General features: G+C 77.0%; 15 protein-coding genes. 9 read left to right on the top strand and 6 right to left on the bottom strand.

Features of this window, described 5'->3' with window-relative positions:
- Positions 1-24: 24 nt before the first annotated feature.
- From A2CP1_RS16605 to A2CP1_RS16595, 3 genes are all read left to right on the top strand, one after another.
- Positions 25-492: a (2Fe-2S)-binding protein gene (locus tag A2CP1_RS16605; RefSeq protein ID WP_015934443.1), complete on the top strand. Its 468-nt coding sequence runs from the start codon at positions 25-27 to the stop codon at positions 490-492.
- Complete coding sequence (locus A2CP1_RS16600) at positions 489-2612, top strand: xanthine dehydrogenase family protein molybdopterin-binding subunit (RefSeq protein WP_015934442.1); 2124 nt, start codon at positions 489-491, stop codon at positions 2610-2612. The genes A2CP1_RS16605 and A2CP1_RS16600 overlap by 4 nt, the downstream gene beginning before the upstream one ends.
- A gap of 63 nt (positions 2613-2675) precedes the next feature.
- Positions 2676-5963 carry a patatin-like phospholipase family protein gene (locus tag A2CP1_RS16595; protein WP_015934441.1) on the top strand — a complete coding sequence of 1096 codons (3288 nt, stop codon included), beginning with the start codon at positions 2676-2678 and terminating at the stop codon, positions 5961-5963.
- Between the two features lie 22 nt (positions 5964-5985).
- Here A2CP1_RS16595 and A2CP1_RS16590 read toward each other — a convergent pair whose 3' ends face one another.
- From A2CP1_RS16590 to A2CP1_RS16580, 3 genes are all read right to left on the bottom strand, one after another.
- On the bottom strand, positions 5986-6867 hold the full coding sequence (locus tag A2CP1_RS16590) for an alpha/beta hydrolase (protein WP_245529814.1): 882 nt from the start codon (positions 6865-6867) through the stop codon (positions 5986-5988).
- A 114-nt stretch (positions 6868-6981) separates the two neighbouring features.
- Positions 6982-7578: a TetR/AcrR family transcriptional regulator gene (locus tag A2CP1_RS16585; protein WP_015934439.1), complete on the bottom strand. Its 597-nt coding sequence runs from the start codon at positions 7576-7578 to the stop codon at positions 6982-6984.
- Positions 7579-7685: 107 nt separating this feature from the next.
- Positions 7686-10484 (bottom strand): M1 family metallopeptidase, encoded by a 2799-nt coding sequence (locus A2CP1_RS16580; RefSeq protein ID WP_015934438.1) that lies wholly within the window; start codon positions 10482-10484, stop codon positions 7686-7688.
- Positions 10485-10659: 175 nt separating this feature from the next.
- Between A2CP1_RS16580 and A2CP1_RS16575 the strand changes: the two genes are divergently transcribed.
- Both A2CP1_RS16575 and A2CP1_RS16570 read left to right on the top strand, forming a co-directional pair.
- The gene (locus tag A2CP1_RS16575) at positions 10660-11682 is read left to right on the top strand and encodes a deoxyhypusine synthase family protein (RefSeq protein WP_015934437.1); all 1023 of its coding nucleotides are present in this window, start codon (positions 10660-10662) and stop codon (positions 11680-11682) included.
- Between the two features lie 52 nt (positions 11683-11734).
- On the top strand, positions 11735-12718 hold the full coding sequence (locus A2CP1_RS16570; RefSeq protein WP_015934436.1) for an aldo/keto reductase: 984 nt from the start codon (positions 11735-11737) through the stop codon (positions 12716-12718).
- Position 12719: 1 nt separating this feature from the next.
- Here the strand turns inward: A2CP1_RS16570 and A2CP1_RS16565 are convergent, their stop codons facing one another.
- Positions 12720-13592, bottom strand: a complete 873-nt coding sequence (locus A2CP1_RS16565) for an SDR family oxidoreductase (protein ID WP_015934435.1) — start codon at positions 13590-13592, stop codon at positions 12720-12722.
- 105 nt (positions 13593-13697) lie between these two features.
- On the opposite strand from A2CP1_RS16565, the gene A2CP1_RS16560 reads away from it, so the two are divergent.
- From A2CP1_RS16560 to A2CP1_RS16550, 3 genes are all read left to right on the top strand, one after another.
- Positions 13698-14132, top strand: a complete 435-nt coding sequence (locus tag A2CP1_RS16560; RefSeq protein WP_015934434.1) for a winged helix-turn-helix transcriptional regulator — start codon at positions 13698-13700, stop codon at positions 14130-14132.
- Between the two features lie 44 nt (positions 14133-14176).
- The gene (locus tag A2CP1_RS16555; RefSeq protein WP_012527189.1) at positions 14177-14509 is read left to right on the top strand and encodes an ArsR/SmtB family transcription factor; all 333 of its coding nucleotides are present in this window, start codon (positions 14177-14179) and stop codon (positions 14507-14509) included.
- A gap of 87 nt (positions 14510-14596) precedes the next feature.
- Complete coding sequence (locus A2CP1_RS16550; protein WP_015934433.1) at positions 14597-14833, top strand: hypothetical protein; 237 nt, start codon at positions 14597-14599, stop codon at positions 14831-14833.
- A 16-nt stretch (positions 14834-14849) separates the two neighbouring features.
- Here A2CP1_RS16550 and A2CP1_RS16545 read toward each other — a convergent pair whose 3' ends face one another.
- Complete coding sequence (locus A2CP1_RS16545; RefSeq protein ID WP_015934432.1) at positions 14850-15467, bottom strand: rubrerythrin family protein; 618 nt, start codon at positions 15465-15467, stop codon at positions 14850-14852.
- 161 nt (positions 15468-15628) lie between these two features.
- Positions 15629-16999 carry a sigma-54 interaction domain-containing protein gene (locus A2CP1_RS16540; protein WP_015934431.1) on the bottom strand — a complete coding sequence of 457 codons (1371 nt, stop codon included), beginning with the start codon at positions 16997-16999 and terminating at the stop codon, positions 15629-15631.
- A 382-nt stretch (positions 17000-17381) separates the two neighbouring features.
- Here A2CP1_RS16540 and A2CP1_RS16535 point away from each other — a divergent pair, with 382 nt between their 5' ends.
- Positions 17382-19706, top strand: a complete 2325-nt coding sequence (locus tag A2CP1_RS16535; RefSeq protein WP_245530052.1) for a hypothetical protein — start codon at positions 17382-17384, stop codon at positions 19704-19706.
- The last annotated feature ends 30 nt before the right edge of the window (positions 19707-19736 follow it).

Genomic DNA, 19736 nt, shown 5'->3' with positions numbered 1-19736 from the left:
GCCGCAGGACATGGAGGAGACGAGATGGCCAGCCTGACCCTGCTCGTGAACGACCAGAAGCGCACGGTGGACGTCGCGCCGGAGACGCCGCTGCTGTGGGTGCTCCGCGACACGCTCGGCCTCACCGGCACGAAGTTCGGCTGCGGCATGTCGCTCTGCGGCGCGTGCACGGTGCTGCTCGACGGCGACGCGGTGCGGAGCTGCCAGACGCCGGTGAAGGACGCCGTCGGGCACCGCATCACCACGATCGAAGGGCTCGCCGCCGGCGGCAGCCCGCTGCAGGCGGCGTGGGTGGAGGAGGAGGTCCCGCAGTGCGGGTACTGCCAGTCCGGGCAGATCATGTCCGCGGCGGCGCTCCTCACCAGGACCCCGGATCCCACCGACGCGCAGATCGACGCCGCCATGGACGGCGTGCTGTGCCGGTGCGGGACGTACCAGCGGATCCGCCGCGCCATCCACCGCGCGGCGCGGGCCAAGGGAGGTGCGCGATGAGCGCCGGGGCGCTGGGGCGAAGGGACTTCCTGAAGCTCTCGGCGGGCGCGGGGCTGTGGCTGGCCGTGTCCGGTCCGGGCCGCGTGCTGGCCGCGGGGCAGGTGGCGGCGGCGGAAGGCTTCAGGCCGTCGGCGTGGCTGCACCTCGCGCCGGACGGCACCACGACGATCTTCCTCGGCCGCTCGGAGATGGGGCAGGGGACCTACACCGGCATGGCGGTGCTGGTGGCGGAGGAGCTGGAGGCGGACTGGACCAAGGTGAAGGTCGTCCAGGGCGACGCCGACCCGAAGTACGGCGAGATGGTCACCGGCGGCTCGCGCTCGGTGCGCAGCGAGTTCATCCCGCTCCGCAAGGCCGGCGCCGCGGCGCGCGAGGTGCTGCTGAAGGCGGGCGCGAGGCGGCTCGGGGTCCCCGTGCGCGCCTGCCGGGCCGAGGGCGGCGCGGTGGTGCACGCCGCGAGCGGGCGGCGCCTCGGGTACGGCGAGCTGGCGGCCGACGCGGCGACGCTGCCGGTCCCGGCGAACCCGCGCCTGAAGGATCCGCGGCGGTTCAAGCTCATCGGCAAGCGCGTGCCGCGCCTCGACACGCCGCCCAAGGTTCGCGGCGAGGCGGTGTTCGGACTCGACGTGCGCGTCTCGGGCATGCTGCACGCCACGGTGGCGCGGCCGCCGGTGCGCGGCGGGAAGGTGAAGGGCTTCGACGCGGCCGCGGCCGCGAACGTGCCCGGCGTGCGCAAGGTGGTCGAGGTCCCGAGCGGCATCGCGGTGATCGCCGACTCGACCTGGGCCGCCATCCAGGGGCGCGAGGCGCTGAAGGCGACCTTCGAGCCGGGCCCGAACGGCGCGCTCGACGGCGCCGCCATCGCGCGCCTGCTCGCCGAGGCGAAGGTGGACCCGGTCCCGTCGCGCAGCGAGGGCGGGGACGTGGAGCAGGCGCTGGCGGGCGCGGCGCAGCGCGTGCAGGCCGTGTACGAGCTGCCGCTGCTCGCCCACGCCACCATGGAGCCGATGAACTGCACGGCCCACGTGGCCCTGGGGAAGGCGGAACTGTGGGCGCCGACCCAGGCGCCGCTCTGGGCCCGCGCCGAGGTGGCGAAGGCGCTCGGCCTCGCCGAGGCCGCGGTGACGGTGCACGTCACGTTCCTCGGCGGCGGCTTCGGCCGCCGGGCGCTGCCGGACTTCGCGGTCGAGGCGGCGCACGTGTCGCGGGCGGCGGGCGCGCCGGTCCAGGTCACCTGGACGCGCGAGGACGACCTGCGCCACGACTTCTACCGGCCGCCGGGGCGCAACGAGCTGCGGGCCGGCCTGGACGCGAAGGGGCGCCTGGTGGCGTGGCACCACGTGGTGCGCAACCCGTCCATCGGGCAGCAGCTGTTCGGCGAGGCGCGCCGCCGCGGCGACCGGCCGGACACGGTGGAGGGCGCGGCCGACGTGCCGTACACCGCCCGCGCCGTCCGCGTGGAGCACGCGCTGCCCGAGATCGGCGTGCCGCTCGGCTGGTGGCGCTCGGTGTACTCGTCGCAGAACGCGTTCGCGGAGGAGGTCTTCGTGGACGAGCTGGCGCGGGCCGCCGGCCAGGACCCGCTCGCGTTCCGCCTCGCCAACCTCCCGCGCGACAGCCGCCTGCGCGGCGTGCTGCGGCTGGCGGCCGACCGCGCCGGCTGGGGCAAGGCGCCGCCGGCCGGGCACGCGCTGGGCCTCGCTTGCCACGCGTCGTTCGGCAGCTACGTCGCCCAGGTCGCCGAGGTGTCGGTGCGAAACGGCCGGATCACCGTGCACCGGGTGGTGTGCGCGGTGGACTGCGGCACCGCCCTCAACCCGGACAGCGTCGAGGCGCAGGTGGAGGGCTCGGTGGTGTACGGGCTGTCGGCGGCGCTGCGTGGCGAGATCACCGTGAAGGGCGGCGCGGTGGAGCAGGGCAACTTCGACGCGTACGAGCCGCTCCGGATGAGCGAGATGCCGAGGGTCGAGGTGCACCTCGTCCCGAGCAACGCCGAGCCCGGCGGCATGGGCGAGCCCGCGCTCCCGCCCATCGCCCCGGCCGTCGCGAACGCGGTGTTCGCCGCCACCGGGGAGCGGCTGCGCAGGCTGCCGCTCCGGCCGGCGGGGCGCGCAGGGTAGCGGGCGACCCCGGCCGCCGCCGGATGCGTTGACGGTCCCGGGCCGGTCGCGCAGAGTGGCGCGGTGCTCCCGTGCCGCGCCGCGCTCGTCGCCGTCGTCCTCGCGACCCTGGCGCCCGCGGGCGCCCGGGCCGGGGAGCCCGCGCCCGCCGCGGCCGGCGGTCGGCCCGACGACCTGGTCGCGTTCACGGTCAGTGGCGGGGTCAGCCTGGGCGCCTACGAGGCGGGGCTGTCCTGGGCGACCGTCCGCTACCTCGCGGCGGTCCGCGACGGCAGGGCCGGGGTCGCCGCGCTGTTCCGGCCCCGCCTGGCCGCCGTGACCGGGACCTCCGCCGGCGCGGTGAACGCGCTCCTCGCCGCTGCGACCTGGTGCGCGCGCCCGGAGCGCGCCGGCGACGTGGACGAGAACCTGCTCCTGAGCGCCTGGATCGATCTCGACTTCGACGAGCTGCTGCCGCGCTCGGCGCGAGGTTACCGGCCGGGGGACGGCCTGCTGTCCGCCGCGCCGCTGGAGCGGACCGGGGCGCTCATCCGGTCGGCGCTCTTCGGCCCGGGCGCGGCCGGCGCCTTCCGCCCCGGGTGCCGGGTGCCGGTCGGGATCGCGGTGACCCAGGCCGAGCCGCGGCAGCGCGACGTGGCGGGGCTCACCACCTCGACGCAGCGGCTCGTCGTTCCGTGGCGCCTGGAGGCGGGGCGGGACGGCGCCGTGGCCGTGGTCCGCCAGGCGCTGCTGCCCGGGGAGCTGGCCGAGAGCGTGCTCGAGCTGGACGGCGTCCCCGCACCCGGCGAGGCCGCGCCGTTCCGGCCGCAGGTGATCGAGGACGCGCTGCTCGCGTCGGCCGCGGTGCCGATGGCGTTCGCGCCCCGGCGGCTGTGCGCCCCCGCGCCGGCGGACGCGGATGCGGAGCGCGCGCCCGCGCGCTGCCACGAGTACGTGGACGGCGGCGTCTTCGACAACGCGCCCATCGGGCTGGCGGTTCACCTGGTGGACGCCGCCGGCGGAGGGAGCGTGCTCCACCCGGTGGTCTTCTTCGTGGTGGACCCGGAGCTGCGGCGCCTGCGCCCGCCCTCCGCCACGGACACGGCCGCCCCGGAGCACTTCACGCTCGGCCGACACCTGCGGCTGTTCGGGAGCCTGCTCGCCACCGCGCGCAGCGCCGAGCTCTCGCGCACCATCGGGGCGAGCGGCTGGAACCGCACCACCCAGCGCGTCCTGCGGGAGTTCGCCGAGGTGGCGGCGGAGTTCGCGGAGCTGAGCGCGACGTCGGCGACGGCGTACGCGCCGGCGCGCGCGCCCCGGCGCCCCGAGGCCCTCGGCCCGGCGCCGGCCTCGGTGAGCCGGGCCGCGTTCGGGCGGGCCCTCTCCGCCTGCATCGACCGGCTCGCGGCGGCGCCCATCTCCCACGGGCGCGAGCCGGAGCCGTGCACGCGCGACGTCGCAGGGCTGTCGCTCGCGCCGCCGGGGCCGCAGGACGCACCGCTCCCCGCGGCAGAGGTGGTGCGCCTCGCCGACGGGCTCGCCGCGCTGCTCCGGGAGGCCGCGACCGCCCCGCCGGCGCGGCGCGCCTCGGAGCTCCCAGACGCCGAGACGTTCGAGCGGCGCTCGACGCTGGTCGCGTCGGCGCTGCTGTTCCTCGCGGACGAGGCGCAGCGCGTCTCCGCGAGCGGCCTGCCGGAGGAGGTGCTGCACCGGTTCCGCGCCGCCGTCCTCGAGCCCATCCGCCGCTCGGACGGCCTCACGCGCGCCGCCGGCGCGCTGCTCGCCGGGCTGCTCGACGCCCAGCTCGAGCGCCTGGCCGCGGTGGCGCCGCCGGCCGTGGCCGCCGAGGCGCGCCGCGCCCGCGCGCGCCTCGCGACGCTCCCCGGGGACGCCCTGCTCGACGTGGACGCGCTCCAGGGGACGGTGGCCGCGTCGTCGGCGCTGCTGGCTCGCGGCGAGTGGGACGCGCGCGCCATGACCGAGGCGTGGCGCGGCGCGCTCGGCGTGCTCGAGGCCAGGACGCGCCTCCTCGGGCTGTCCTCGCGCGTCACCGCGCTCCGCGCCGACGCCATGGCGCTCGCCGATCGCGCCGCCACCGAGCGCCGGCTGGTGGCGCCCAGCCGGTTCGCGCCGCTCGCCGGGGCGCAGCTCTCCGGCTTCGCCGGCTTCCTCGACCGCCCCCTGCGCCGCTACGACTACTACGCGGGCGTCTACGAGGCGGCGCACGGGATCGCGGTGGCGGAGTGCGCCGGCGGCGCGCCGGAGGCGGGCGACGCGGGTCCGATCCGGCTGCGCGGGAGTCCGGCGGACGTGGATCTCACCGCGCCCGCCACCCAGCGCTGCGTCGGCCAGGCCTTGCGGCGCACGGTGGACGTCCTCGGCGTCCGCGCCTCGCCGTACGCGAGCCAGGTGGTCGCGCGCCTCGCGGGGCTGGAGCTCGCCGCGTGGCTCGGCCGGTCCACGCGCGCGCAGCTGCTCCGGCAGGAGGCGAGCTGGAGCTGGCTCGACGAGCTGGCGCCGCGCCCGGCGCCGGCGGGCGACCCGGTCCTCGCCACGCTGGAGGCGCTCACCGACCGCCGGGTGCCGTGCCGGTCCGGGGACACGGAGGCGCTCTGCCCGGCGGAGCTCGGCTTCGGCGAGTTCCTGGCCGCCCTGTCCGCCCACGGCTACCGCGCCGGGTCGGAGGGGCTCCGCCTTGCGATGCGCGATCAGGACGCGTGGTGGGCGGACACCCTCGACCGGCTGGCGGGTCGCGCGCTGGCGGTGGAGCGCACCGCCGTCGGGAGGGATCCGGGCCCCCTCTCCGGCGCGATGATCTCGGCGTTCGGCGCGGCCGAGCTGCTCTCCCGCCGCCAGGCCGAGCGCGGGCCGACGCCGCGCCTGGTGCTCGATCCCTCGACGCTCCCGGTCACAGCGGCTCCGGGCCAGGCGGCGTGGCGCCCGCTGGCGGCCCGCCTCGTCCCGTACCGGCTCTCGCTCGACGTGTCGCGCGGCGGCTTCGCCGTCGCGTGGCTGGAGCCGGAGCTCCATCTGCGCCCCTGGCTCTCGATCGCCACCACGCTCGAGCCGGTCGCCTTCCGGGCCGCCCACGACACCTGGTCGAGCGCCGCCGGCGCGGTCGTGCTCGGCCACGCGCGCGGCTTCTCGTTCGGCGCCGGGCCGCGCTGGTGGGCCGACTGGGACGGGCCCTCCGGGCTGGGGATCGAGGCCCGCGTCGCCGCGGTGCAGGATCGGTTCGCGGTGATCGTCGGCGCGCGCGACCCGGCGGCGCGGTCCGGCCCGCAGGGCTGGTTCGTGGCGCTCTCGGTGGCCGACCTGAACGGCCTCGCCTACTGGCTCTCGCCGCTCGGCGCCGGCCCGTCGGCCCGCTGACCGGCGCCGCGGCCGCTGCCGCTCAGGAGGCCGCCCACCGGGCGTCGCGGTCCCAGAGGTCGTCCGCCATCGCGCAGCCGGCGCAGCGCGGCTCGGGTCCGGCGGTCGTCGCCAGGCGTCCGCACCCGCCGCAGCGCGGCAGCCACTGCCGGGCCTGCGCCACCACGGCGGCGATCACGCCAGCGTCGCGCAGGATGCGGCGGTGGCCCAGGCCCTGCGTCGCGAGCAGCCGCGCGGTGGGCCAGCCCTCGGCGAGCGCGGCACCGTCCGCGAACGGGATCTCGCGATCCCCGGGATCGTGGATCACGAGGAGCGGCGCCGCGCCAGGCGGGGCGAGCCGCGGGAGGTCGAGCGCGTCCGGGGAGACGCCCAGCCTTCGCTCCATGTCCTCCCCGAGCGCCGCGGCGGAGACGCCCAGCTCGGCGGCCGCCTGGGCCACGAAGCCGGCCGGCCCGCGCGGCGGCGAGATCGCCACCGCCGTGTCGAGGCGCAGCCCGCGGATCATGGCGAGCACGACCGCCGAGCCGCCCAGCGAGTGGCCCACCGCCATGCGGGCGCCCACCGCCGCCGCCGCCGCGCGGGCCGCCTCGGCGAAGTGGATCATCGACGCGAGACACCCGGGCGACGCCCCGTGCGCGGGCGCGTCCAGGGTGACGGCGCTGCAGCCCGCCGCCGCGAGCGCCTCCGCGATCGGGAGGAGCTGGCCGGCGCGGCCGCCCCAGCCGTGCAGCAGGAGCACCGCCGGGCCCTGCCCGACGCGCCAGGCGCGCAGCGCACCGTCGCGGCCAGGGAGCGCCAGCGGCTCGGCGCGCGCGAGCGCCTCGCGCTCGGCGGGCGGGGGGCGGTGCCGCGGCGGCGTCAGGATGAGCCGGCCGGCGGCGCGCGCGGCGAGGCGGGGCGCCACCTCGGAGAGCGCGGAGAAGCCGGCGCGGAGCGCGCGGCGGGCAGGAGAGCGAACGTTCGTACTATTTTCGGGACGGGGCACGGGCACCTCGGGCGCTGCGGGAAGGGGACGAGGTCAGGCGGGCAGCCGGCAGTCCGCCAGCAGCCGCTCCACCGCGGCGCGGGCGCGGCGCCGGGCGTGGCGATCGCCGAGGAGCCGCCAGGCGTGGTGGGTGGTCAGCATGATCCCGTGGAGCTCGAACGCGACCTGGTCCGGGTCCACGTCCGCCCGGAACTGGCCGCCGTCCCGGGCGTCGCGCGCCACGCGGGCGAGGGTCCCGAGCCACGCGCGCTCCATCGAGACCAGCAGCTCGCGCGCCGGGCCGGGGCGATCGTCGAGCTCCACCGCGGCCTGCACGAAGACGCATCCCCCGGGCTGCGGGACCAGCTCCGGCCAGCGCAGCCACCGCTCGACGAGGGCCCGGATCCGCGGCGCCCCCCGCGGCTCGGCCATCGCCGGCCGGACCACGGCCTCGACGAACAGCGCGCCCGCGTGCTCGAGGGTCGCGACCTGGAGCGCCTCCTTCGACTGGAAGTGCGCGAACAGGCCGCTCTTGGAGAGGTCCATGGCCTCGGCCAGGCGCCCGATGGTGACGCCCTCCAGCCCGACCTCGCTGGCGAGCTGGACGGCGCGGTGCAGGATGGCCTCGCGCGTCTCGGCGCCCTTCCCCATGCCCGGAAAATAGAACGGTCGTTCGGCATGGGCCAGGGGAACTCGGCGGGGACACCCACCAGGGCAGGCGCCGCGGGGGCGGGCGCCCGCCGCGGGCGGGGCGACGGCTAGCGCGCGGCCGCGCCGGCGGGCGGGGGCGCAACGCGCCGGGCCGCGCGGGCGAACCACGCCGACGCCGGCCCCGCGTCGGCCTCGCGGCCGGCGGCGCACAGCCGGATCCGCTCCACCGCCCTCGCCACCATCGGCTCGACGCCGGGCAGCGCCGCCGCGCGGCGCGCGAACAGCGCCTCGACCCGCGCCGCGTCGCCGCCCGAGCAGGCCCCGCGCGCGGCCCCGGGGAGGCCGGCGGCCATGAACGGCGGCAGCTCCGCCGCCCACGCGTCGACGTTCTCCTCGAGGAGCGCCAGCCGCCGGGCGACGAACGCGGGATCGCTGCGCACCGCGTGCGGGTCCAGCACGGCGTCGACCCGCTCGAGCAGCGGGAGGTCGTCGCCCGCGAGCACCGCCGCGAAGCGGCGCGCGAGGTCGGGATCGTCCGCCGCGGCGAGCGCCGGGAGCAGCCGCTCGCGGGTCGCGAGATCCGGGGCGGCCCGGGCGCGCGCGAGGACGGCCTCGAACATCGGCCGCCCGCGCTCCTGCACCGCGACCGCGAGCGCGATGGGGGCGAGCTCGGGGTCCAGCGCCTCCGGGTGCAGCTTCCCGTCGGCCACCCCGGCGTACGCCGCGCCGCGCCGCGCCGCCTCGCGGCGCACGGCCGGGTCGCGGCCGGCGAGCGCGAGCAGGCGCACCACGCGGGCGCGCAGGTCGCGGACGGCGCTCGACTCGGCGGGCCGCGCGGACCACCCGAGCCTGGCCAGCACCGGCCGGTAGAGCCGCCGCGCCACGACCTCCACCGCAGGCCGGCCCGCCGCCGGCACCAGCCAGTCGTGGGCGTGCTCGAGCGCCTCGATGGGCTCGGCGGCGACCTCGGGCCGTGGGTCCCGCGCCAGCGCGGTGAGCGCGTCCATCGCGTCGGCGTAGGGCAGCGCGCCCGCGCGCTCCGAGGCGGCGACGGCGCGCGCGAACGAGAGCCGCTCCAGCGTGGAGAGCCGAGCGAGCCCGCGCGCGCGCAGCCGGGCCAGGTCGGCGGGCGCGAGCGCCCAGGCGTAGTAGCCCGCCGCGCCGGCGTCGGGCATGAGCCACGCCGGGCAGCCCTCGGGGAGCGCCAGCGTTCCCTCGGCGTGCTCCAGCAGCGTGCAGCGCTCGCGCACCGCGCCGGCCGCCTCGTAGCGCAGGCAGACCGGGATCCTCCAGGCGCCGCCCGGCGCCGCCGCGGAGCCGCGCGGAAGCGCCCGCGCCTGGCGGAGCCGGACGCGCGCGGTCCCTCCTCCGCAGTCGACCGCCGCCTCCACCCGCGGCACCCCCGGCTGCGAGAGGAAGGTCCGGAACGGCGCGGCGACGTCGCGGCCGGCCGCGGCGGAGATCTCGGCGAGCATCGCGTCGGTGGAGCCGGTCCCGTCCACGTGGGCCGCGAGGTAGCGGCGGACGCCGTCCCGGAACGGCGCCTCGCCCACCCAGCGCTCGATCATGCCGAGGAGCGCCGCGCCCTTCTGGTAGCTCATGGCGTCGAACTGCCCCTCCACCTCCTCGATGCGCGCGAGCGGCTTCAGGATGGCGCGCGTGGCCGCGAGCTCGTCCTGGCGCATCGCCCGCGTGGTGCCGGCGACCCCGGCCACGTCCGCGCCCCAGGTCGGCTGCCAGCGCTGGACCGCGCGCGTCCCCATCCACTGCGCGAAGGACTCGTTCAGCCAGATCTCGGTCCACCAGGGCAGGGTGACGAGGTCGCCGAACCAGTGGTGCGACATCTCGTGCGCCATGGTGTCCGCGATCCACCGGCGCTCGTCGGGCGCCTGGCGGCGCGGGTCGAACAGGAGCGCGGACTCCACGTAGGAGATCGCGCCCGGGTTCTCCATGGCGAGCGGGAACCCGGGGACCACGACGTGGTCGAGCTTCGGATAGGGGAACGGCGTCCCGAACCACCGCTCCAGCTCGGCGAGCAGCGCCGGCCCGGCCTCGCGCGCGAACGCCGCGTCGGCGGCGCGGCCGCGCGGCACGACGTACCGCACCGGCAGCGGCGTCGGGCGGATCTCGTTCGGCGGCGCCGGCGCGTCCACCACGTCGTACGGCCCGACCGTCCAGAACACCAGATAGGTGGGGATCGGGCGCGTGGCCGAGAAGCGGACGCGGCGGAGGCCGCCCGCGGCGGGCTCGCTGCCGCGCTCCGGGGCGTTCGAGATCGCGACCAGCCCGGCCGGAACCGTGAGCGTCACCTCGAACGGCGTCTTGAACCGGGGCTCGTCGAAGCACGGGAAGGCGCGGCGGGCGTCGACCGCCTCGAACTGCGTGGAGGCGTAGAGGTCGCCCCCCTCCCGCGCCCGGAACGCGCCGGCGCCGGCCGGGCCCCAGCGCGCCGACCAGGCCATGCGGATGGTGGCCGGCCCGGGCCCGACCGCCCGCGGCAGGTCGAGCCGTGCGACGCCCGAGGGGTGCACCTGCGTCAGCCGTCCGGGAACGCGGGCGCCGCCGGCGGCCTCCACGGTGACCTCCGAGACGGCGAGGTCGCGCGCGTGGAGCCAGATCCGGGCGAGCGGCCGCTCCAGCACCACCGCCACGTCGGCGCGCCCGCGGATCCCGTCCTCGCGCTCGGGCAGGATCTCCAGGTCGAGCGCGTAGCGGACCGGGCGCACGTCGGCGGGGAGCTGCAGCAGCGGCGGCGGCTCCTCGCCGGCGCCGGGCGCGGGCGCGCGGGAAGGGCCGGGCGGTGCCGCGGGGCCGGCGGCGGCACGCGTCGCGAGCGCCAGCAGCGCGGCCGCGGCGAGGAGGGCGGGGCGGGGCGGGGGCGGGGCGGCGCGGCGCAGCAGCGTCACGGTTCACCTCGGGGGAGACCGAGACGATACGCTCCCCGGGCGCGCCGGGGAACCGCCTCGCCGCCCGCCCGTCGGGCCCCCGCGAAACGCCGGGCTTGATCGGCGGGGCGCAGTCGGGTACGAGCGCCCGGATCGCAGTGCGCGCGCCTCGACGGCGCGACGGAAAGGTGCCGAGATGCCGAAGACCGAGCTGCCCGTCCTCGAGTTCGTCCTCACGAACTACAAGAACTTCAACGCGCGCCAGACCCGCGACGCGCTCGTCGCCTACTGGCGGCACGTGGAGGCGGGCGGGAAGATGTTCTGGGCCGTCGCCGGCGCCATGTCGTCGGCGCAGCTCGGGCTCACGCTGGCGCCCGCCATCCGGGCTGGGCTCATCCACGGGTTCTCCGTCACCGGCGCGAACCTGGAGGAGTCGCTGTTCCGGCTTGTCGCGCACCACAGCTACAAGGACTTCCCCGACTACCGCTACCTCACCAAGGCGGACGATACCCGCATCCTCGAGGACCGGATGCGCCGGGTGACCGACACCAGCATCCCGGAGGACGAGGCGTTCCGCGCGGTGGAGAAGTTCATCGTCCCGATGTGGACGCGCGCCACCGAGAAGGGCGAGCGCCGCTTCTGGCACGAGTACTTCTACGAGCTGATCCAGTCGATCGGGACCGACCTCTACGAGGGCGACCCCGAGGCCTGCTGGCTGCTCGCCGCCGCGCGGGCGAAGCTGCCCATCGTGGTCCCCGGCCACGAGGACTCCACGTTCGGCAACATCTTCGCCTCGCACGTGAAGACCGGCGAGTGCAGCCCGTCCATCGTGAAGTCCGGCATCGAGTACATGGCCGCGTTCTACGACCAGTACAAGGAGCTGTCGGCCGGCAAGGGCGTCGGGTTCTTCCAGATCGGCGGCGGCATCGCCGGCGACTTCCCCATCTGCGTGGTGCCGTCGATCAAGTACGACCTGGGCGAGCCGGTGAAGCCCTGGGCCTACTTCTGCCAGATCTCGGACTCGACGACGTCCTACGGCTCGTACTCGGGCGCGACGCCCAACGAGAAGATCACCTGGGACAAGCTCACCCAGGACACGCCCATGTACGTGGTGGAGTCCGACGCGACGATCGTGGCGCCGCTGATGCTCACCGCGCTGCTCGAGTGCAAGCGCGCGCCCGCCGAGGCGAACGCGCTCATCGCGAAGCTCGCGAAGTGACGTCGTCCGCTTTGGCGGACGGGGGGCGGGATCCCTGCTAGAAGGATACGGCATGGAGATCCCGCAACCCCCGCGGACGGCGCCCGCCGTCCGCCGGCTCGGGCTGGGGATGGCCGCGCTGGGCCGCCCCGCCTACCACACCATCGGACACGGCGCCGACTTCCCCGAGGGCCGCTCGCCCGAGCAGCTCCGCCGGCACGCGCACGCGGTGCTCGACGCCGCGCACGACGCCGGGATCCGCCACTTCGACGCGGCCCGCTCCTACGGCGCGGGCGAGGCCTTCCTGCGCGCCTGGGCGGACGCCCGCGGCCTCGGTCCCGGCGACCTCACCGTCTCGTCGAAGTGGGGCTACCGCTACGTGGGCGGCTGGCGCGTGGACGCCGAGAAGCACGAGGTGAAGGACCACTCGCTGGAGGCGCTGCGGCGGCAGCACGCCGAGTCGGTCGAGGCGCTCGGCCCGCTGCTCTCGCTGTACCAGATCCACTCGGTGACCGCGGATGGCCCGGTGCTCGGCGACGGCGCGGTGCTGGACGAGCTGACCCGGCTGCGCGACGGCGGGCTGCGCCTCGGGGTCACCGTGAGCGGGCCGGGGCAGGCCGAGGCGGCCGCGCGCGCGCTCGGGATCGAGCGCGGGGGGCGGCCGCTGTTCACCGCGGTGCAGGGCACCTGGAACCTGCTCGAGCGCTCCTGCGAGGCGGTGCTCGGCGAGGCGCACGCGTCGGGCCGGCTGGTGATCGTGAAGGAGCCGCTCGCGAACGGGCGGCTCGGGCCGCGCGGCGACGTCGGGTCCGACGGGCCGCTCGCGCGCGTGGCCCGCGAGGCCGGCACCACGCCCGACGCGCTCGCCCTCGCGGCGGCGCTGGCCCGCCCCTGGGCGGACCTGGTGCTGCTGGGCGCCGCCACCGTGGACCAGCTCCGCTCCAACCTGCGCGCGCTCGAGCTGCAGCCGCGCGCCGAGGACCAGGAGCGGCTCGCCGCGCTGGTCGAGCCGCCGGCGCGCTACTGGGCCCGGCGCGCCACCCTCGCCTGGACCTAGGTCAGGCGCGTGGCCGCGCGCCGAGCGCGGCGAGCGCCGCCGCCACCGCGGTCGCGAGCGGCGTGCTGGGTCGCCCGATGAGCCGCTCCAGGTCGCCGCTCGCGTCGTCGAGCTCGCCCCGGGCGACGCCCAGGTCCGCGTCCACCAGCGCGTCGGCGTACGGTCCCGGGATGCCCGCGCCGACCAGCACCGCGCGGTAGTCCGCGGGTGGGAGGTCGCGGTAGGCGACCGGCTTGCCGGCCTGGCGCGAGACCTCCGCCGCGAGGTCGGCCATCGTGAAGGGCGTGCCCGCCAGCTCGTACGCGCGGCCCTCGTGGCCCTCGCCGGTCAGCACGGCGGCCGCGGCCTCCGCGTAGTCGGCGCGCGCGGCGCCGGCGATCCGGCCGTCGCGGGCCGCCCCGGCGATGGCGCCGTGCGCGAGGGCCGGCCCCAGGTGCTCGGTGTAGTTCTCGAGGTACCAGCCGTTCCGGAGCAGCACGTGCGGCACGCCGGAGGCGCGGAGCATGGCCTCGGTCTCGCGGTGCTCGACGGCGAGCATCACGCCGGAGGTGTCCGCGTGCAGGATGCTGGTGTACGCCACCAGCCCGACCCCCGCGCGCCGGGCGGCGTCGACGACCGCCTGGTGCTGCGGCACGCGCCGGCCGACCTCGCTGCCGGAGATGAAGAGCAGCTTCTCCACGCCCGCGAGCGCCGTGTCGAGCGTGGCCGGCCGGTCGTAGTCGCCCTCGCGAACCTGGAGCCCGAGGGCGGCGAGATCGGCCGCCCGCGCAGGGTGGCGGACCAGCGCCACCAGCGTTGCGGCGGGGACGCGCTTCAGCAGGGCCTCGACGGCCTGGTGGCCGAGCTTTCCGGAGGCGGCGGTGATGGCGATCACGGGATTCTCTCCTGCGGGCGCGGGGCGCCCGGGGTGTGGGGGAATGCTTACCGTAGGGCCCGTACTAACTTGTGGGAAGTACGTACTTTCGAGTAAGCTACTGGCATGGCGAGGACGGGCAGGGGCGGACGGCTGGCCGAGGCGCTGCGATCGCAGGCGGGACGGGGAGATCTGCACGCGCCCGCCTGCCCGTCGCGCGGCGTGCTCGATCACGTGACCAGCCGGTGGGGCGTGCTCGTCCTCGTCTCGCTCCTCGAGGGCACGCACCGGTTCAGCGCGCTGCGCCGCAAGGTCGCCGGGGTGAGCGAGAAGATGCTCTCGCAGACGCTCCAGGCCCTGGAGCACGACGGCTTCGTGCGGAGGGAGGTCCACCCCGTCATCCCGCCGCGCGTCGACTACAGCCTGACCTCGCTCGGCCGCGAGGTGGCCGGGCACGTGGAGGCGCTGACGGACTGGATCGAGGACAGCCTCCCCCGGATCCTGGCGGCGCGGGAGGAGCCGAAGAGCCGGCCCGCCCCGGCCGGACGCGCCCGGGCTTGACGCGGCGCGCATCGACGGCTATCGAAGGCCCGCCAGGAGCGCCCATGCCCGTCCAGCTCACCGACGACGAGTTCTGCACCATCGCGCGGGCGCTCGCCGACCCGCAGCGCTGCGAGATCCTGCGCCGCGCCGCGGCCGAGGGAGAGGTGGCCTGTTCCCAGCTGGTGGAGGGCGTCGCCCTGTGCCAGTCCACCGTCTCGCACCACCTGAAGGAGCTGGTGGCCGCGCAGCTCCTGGAGCGGCGCCGGGAGGGGCACTTCGCGTACTTCCGGCTCCGGCGCGACGTGATGGAGGCGTACCTGGAGGCGCTGCGGGCCCGCACCCTCGCGCCCCCGCCCCCGCGCAAGCTCGCGGAATCGCGGGCGCGCGGCGGCTGATTCCCTCCCGCTGCCGGGGGCCCCTCGGCGCGCCGCCCGCTTTCCCCTGAAAATCGACCGGCATCGAATTAAGGACCAGGGGTGCCGATGAACACCTGGTCCCTCGTTCCCATGTTGCTGGTCGAAAGCTCCATCCCCCCGGACGCCCGCCGCGCGCTGCACGCGTCGCTGCTGGTGCGCGATGCGCGCCGGGCGCGCGCCGCCCGGGCCCTCGCAGGGCGCATGCTCGTCGCGGAGCGGTTCCTCACGCCGGAGGAGGCGGGCGAGCTCGTCGGGGTGGATCCCGGCGACCTCCAGCCGCCGCTGGTGCCGCTCGCCGCCTGAGGCCCCCGGGCGTGCGCTACGGGACGCGCTCGAACGCCTCGGCGGGCGAGAGCGACACCGGGCACGTCTCCGGCGGCCGGGCGCCGCGCGCCACGTGCCCGCACGTGCGGCAGACGTGGAACGGCTCGCCCGGCGTGCGGAGGGCGTCCAGTCGCCCCACCGCGTCCTGATAGAGCGCGACCAGCTCCCGCTCGACCGCGTGCGCGAGCGTGAAGCCGAGCGCCGCCTCCGCCAGCTCCTCGCGACGGGCCTGCCGGACCGCGCGCGGGTAGGAGCCGAACCGTTCCGCGCTCTCGTGCGACAGCATCGCCCGCAGGTTGAACGGGGTGTCGCGCACCGTCCCCACCACCGCCGCGGCCGTCGTCACCGACCCGCCCAGGCGACGGAGCGCCGCGGCGTGCTGCTCCGCCCGGATCTGCTCGGACCGCGCCGCCGCCCGGAACAGCGCCGCCGCGCCCGGGTAGCCCTCGCGGTCCGCGGCGAGGGCGAAGGCCTGGTACCGCGCGTGCGCATCCAGATCGCGCTGGTGCGCCGCCTGGAGGTTCGCCTGCGTGGGGGAGGGCTCGGCGCCGAGCGCACGCCCCCCGAGCAGCAGCAGCACCCACGTCCCCAACGCGATCGCAATCTTCCGCATGGTGAACCTCCATCGCGCAGCCCGGACCGGCCCGGGGCGATGGTCACGATGGGAGGGCGCGCGCGGACGCGCCATCCGGCGCATGACGCATGGCCTGGCGCCGTGCGAGATCGGGCACTTGCCCGCCAGCAGGCGGCGGATGCCGGAGGGACCGCGGCGGCCTAGCCCGGATCGGACGAGCCCGGCGCGAGCGCCCGCATCCGCTTCCAGAGGGTACCCCGCGAGATGCCGAGCCGCCGCGCGGCCTCGGCCCGGCGCCCGCCGCAGGCCTCCAGCGCGGACCGGATCTCCTCCGGCCCCGGCATCGCACCCGGGCGGCGGGGCAGCGGGGCGCAGGCGCCGCGCAGCTCGGCGGGGAGGTGCTCGATCCCGAGGTCACCGTCCCCCGCCTGCAGCGCCGCGAACTCGAGCACGTTCTGGAGCTCGCGCACGTTGCCGGGCCAGGTGCAGGCGGACAGCGCCGCGATCGCGGCGGCGGAGAGGGCGCGCGGCCGCCCCCCGGGGGCCGGCGCGTGGCGCTCCAGGAACGCGGTGGCGATCTCGGGGAGGTCCTCGACGTGCTCGCGCAGCGGGGGGACGCGCAGCGGGAACACCGCCAGGCGGAAGTACAGGTCCGCGCGGAACCGACCCGCGTCGACCAGCGCGCGCAGGTCGCGGTGGGTGGCGCACACGATGCGCACGTCCACCGGGACCGGCGCGGAGTCGCCCACGCGCTCGATCTGGCGCTGCTCGATGACCCGCAGCAGCTTCACCTGCACCACCGGCGAGATGTCGCCGATCTCGTCCAGCAGCAAGGTGCCGCCGTCCGCGTCCTGGAAGCGCCCGCGCCGATCGCGCAGGGCGCCGGTGAACGCGCCGCGCACGTGCCCGAACAGCTCGCTCTCCAGCAGGTTCTCGTTCAGCGCGGAGCAGTTCACGCGCACGAACGGGCCCGCCGCCCGCGCGCTGCCGGCGTGGATGGCCTCGGCGACGCGCTCCTTGCCGGAGCCGCTCTCGCCGTGCAGCATCACCGTGGCGTCGGAGCGCGCCACCAGCGCGATCATCCGGCGCAGCTCCTCCATGGCCGGCCCGCGGCCGAGCAGGCCGGACGCCTGGGGCCGCGCGCACGCGTCCTGCCGCCGCCCGCCGGGCACCGGGTCCACCGGGCTGAAGGACTCGAGCGCCCCGACCGCGGTGCCGTCGGGCGCGAGCAGGGGCACGGCGCTCTTCACGATCACCAGCAGGCGGTCGTCGCGCGTGCGCACCGAGCAGGTCTTGGAGGTGCGCTCGCGCTCGGCCATGCCGCAGCGGATGGGCCCGGCGCCGCACGCACAGCCATGCACCGGGTCGCCGGCGAGCAGCGAGCAGTCGCGCCCGACCGCGTCGCCGGAGGACCACCCGGTGATCCGCGCCGCGGCGCGGTTCCAGAACGTGATGCGCCCCGCGGCGTCGGTGGTGAACAGGCCGTCCGGGAGCGCGTCGGCGACGGCGCGGAGCGCGTCCTCGCTGCCGAGGCCGAGGAACGGGAGGGGGGCGGCGCTGGGCGGGGGCACGTCTCCTCCGGCGTTCACGTGAACGCCGGATCGGAGCCGCACGCCCTGGCGAAGGTTCCGCGCGGCGCTGCGGCGGATCGCCGCATGGCCGGTTTCCGAGGGCTTCCGGGCCGCGGCCCGGGCGCCGCGGCCAGGCGTTCACCGGCGCCGGCGTGAACGAGACGGCGAACGTTCACGCGTGAACGTCCGGACGGAGGCCGCGCGGGGATCGGCGGCGCCATCTGCCCGGGATGGCTCGGGACGGGGACGGAACCGCGCAGGGCGCCGCGCGGCGACACGGTGGGGCACGCGCGTTGCTCAACGGCCGGCGCCGCCGCCTGCGGGCGCGCGGCGCGCCGCCACCTGCGGTGAACCCCGTTCCGAGGAGAACGTCTTGATCCGAATGATCCACGGCCTCGCCGTCGCCGCGCTCGTCGCGGCCGCCGGGCTGGCCGGCTGCTCGTCGACCGAGGACAAGAAGTGCCAGGACTTCTGCGGCGAGGGCGCCGCCTGCGTGGGCGGCGCCTGTGTCGCGGTGGAGGCCTGCAGCCCCGCCTGCGGCGCGGGCACGGTGTGCCAGGGCGCCGGCGCGTCCGCGACCTGCGTGCCGCTCCTCTCCAGCGCCTGCGCCGGCGGCTGCGCGCAGGATCAGGTGTGCCTCGCGGCGGGCGGCACCGCCGCCTGCGTGGGCGTGTGCGGCGCCGGGCAGGCGTGGAACGCGGGGGCGCAGCGCTGCGAGGCGACCGCCTCCCTCTGCGGCCCGGGCCAGGCCTGGAACGCCACCGCGCTGCGCTGCGAGGTCACGAACATCCACGCGGCCTGGCTCACCGGCCCGTTCACGAAGGGCGAGGAGGTGACCGCCGAGTGCCTCACCTGCCACGCCGGCGCCGGCCAGGAGATGCTGGCCTCGGCGCACTTCCGCTGGGCCGGCCCGACCCCCGGGCTCCGCGACGCCGCGGGCAACCCGGTGGACGACGGGACCGTCGGCAAGAAGGGGCTCATCAACGACTTCTGCGTGGCGGTGCCCAGCAACGAGGGGCGCTGCGGCGAGTGCCACGCCGGCTACGGCGACCCGGCGCAGAAGAAGCTCGCCTACCAGCTCGCGCCCGATGCCGGCCGCGTGGACTGCCTGGTCTGCCACGCCGACCTGGGCACGGGGTACGTGAAGGCGCAGAAGAACTTCGGCGTCGCCGACGTGAAGCCCGTCTCCGGCTGCAGCCCCGCCTGCACCGGCACGCAGGTGTGCCTCCCGCTCGAGGCCGGGCCGGCCTGCGTCGCGCCTGGCTCGCCGGAGTACGCCGCGAAGCTCTCCGACGTCCTGCTCCAGGCCGCGCGCTCGGTGCGGCGCCCCGGCCGCGACAACTGCGGCAAGTGCCACTTCTACGCAGGCGGCGGTGACAACGTGAAGATGGGCGACCTCGCCTCTTCGCTGGCGGCGCCGGCCGGCCCGGAGGTGGACGTGCACATGGGCTCGGCGAACGCCGGCGCGCCCACGCTGTGCGTGGACTGCCACGCCGGCGACGCCTTCCGCCACGACCGCATGAAGGGCACCGGCCTCTCGGTCGCCATGGTGGAGGAGGCGCCGCTCGCCTGCGCCGACTGCCACGCGCCGACCGCGCCCATCCACACCGCGAAGCACCTCGCCGCGGTCGCCTGCCAGACCTGCCACGTGCCCGCGTTCTCGCGGCAGCTCGCCACCAAGACGAACTGGAACTGGGCGCAGGCCGGCTACAAGGACTGCAAGTACCCCGGCGCGCCGCAGGCGATCGTGGACGCGTGCGTCACCGACCCGGCCAGCCCGGCGTTCGGCACGTCCAGGGCCGTCATCGACGGGGTGGAGGTGGACTACAACTGGCAGAAGGGCGTGTTCGTGATGGAGAAGGGCGTGAAGCCGGCGTACCGCTGGTACGACGGCACCGCCCGTCACACCACCGTCGCGGGCGCCCTGGCCTCGTTCGATCCCGCCGATGGGCTGGCGGCCGGCGCGCCCATCGCGCTGTCCGAGCCCGCCGCCCGGCTGGGCGACGCCGGCGCGCGCATCACCCCGTTCAAGCACATGCAGGGGCGGCAGCCGGTGATGATCGACGGCGCGTTCGCCATCGTGCCGCACGTGTTCGGCGCCTGGTCGCTGTGGGGCACGAAGCCGGATCCGACCGCCGCGGGCGCGTCGATCCCGGTCGTCCCGGCCACCTCGGCCGCGCCGACCGGGCCGAGGTACGGCGACCACGCCACCTACGCGGCGTTCCTCGATGCCATGTGGAACGACGTGGTCTCGTTCGGCGCGGCCACCGCGGGGCAGGTCCCTGTGCTCGTCACCGTGGCCGCCGGCCACGCGACGCGCGACGCCGCCGGCGACGTGACGCTCGACGCGCCGGGGCACGGGCTCGCCTCCGGCACGTACAACGTGATGACGCCCGACGCCGGCTTTGCGCCCGGCATCAAGGCGGTCACCGCGGTGGACGCGAACACGCTCCGCTGGCACGAGGCGGCGCTGCCGAGCCCGGCCGCCCCGGTGGTCTCGACGCAGCCGGTGCGCCTCTTCCGCGCGCTCGTCCGCGGCGTGGATTGGCGCTGGAGCGACACCGAGATGTTCATGAACGTGAACCACGAGGTGGCGCCGCGGGCGCAGGCGATCTCGGCGTGCACGGACTGCCACGCCTCGGGCGCGCGCGTCCCGGTCTGCGACCTGTACCAGGGCGCGGCGACCCGGCCGTTCGGCTGTCCGTAGCGCGCAGGTGAGGGGGCCGCGGTCCCGGTG

Source organism: Anaeromyxobacter dehalogenans 2CP-1 (assembly GCF_000022145.1).
Classification (GTDB): domain Bacteria; phylum Myxococcota; class Myxococcia; order Myxococcales; family Anaeromyxobacteraceae; genus Anaeromyxobacter; species Anaeromyxobacter dehalogenans.
This window is presented reverse-complemented; position numbering and strand designations above follow the sequence as displayed.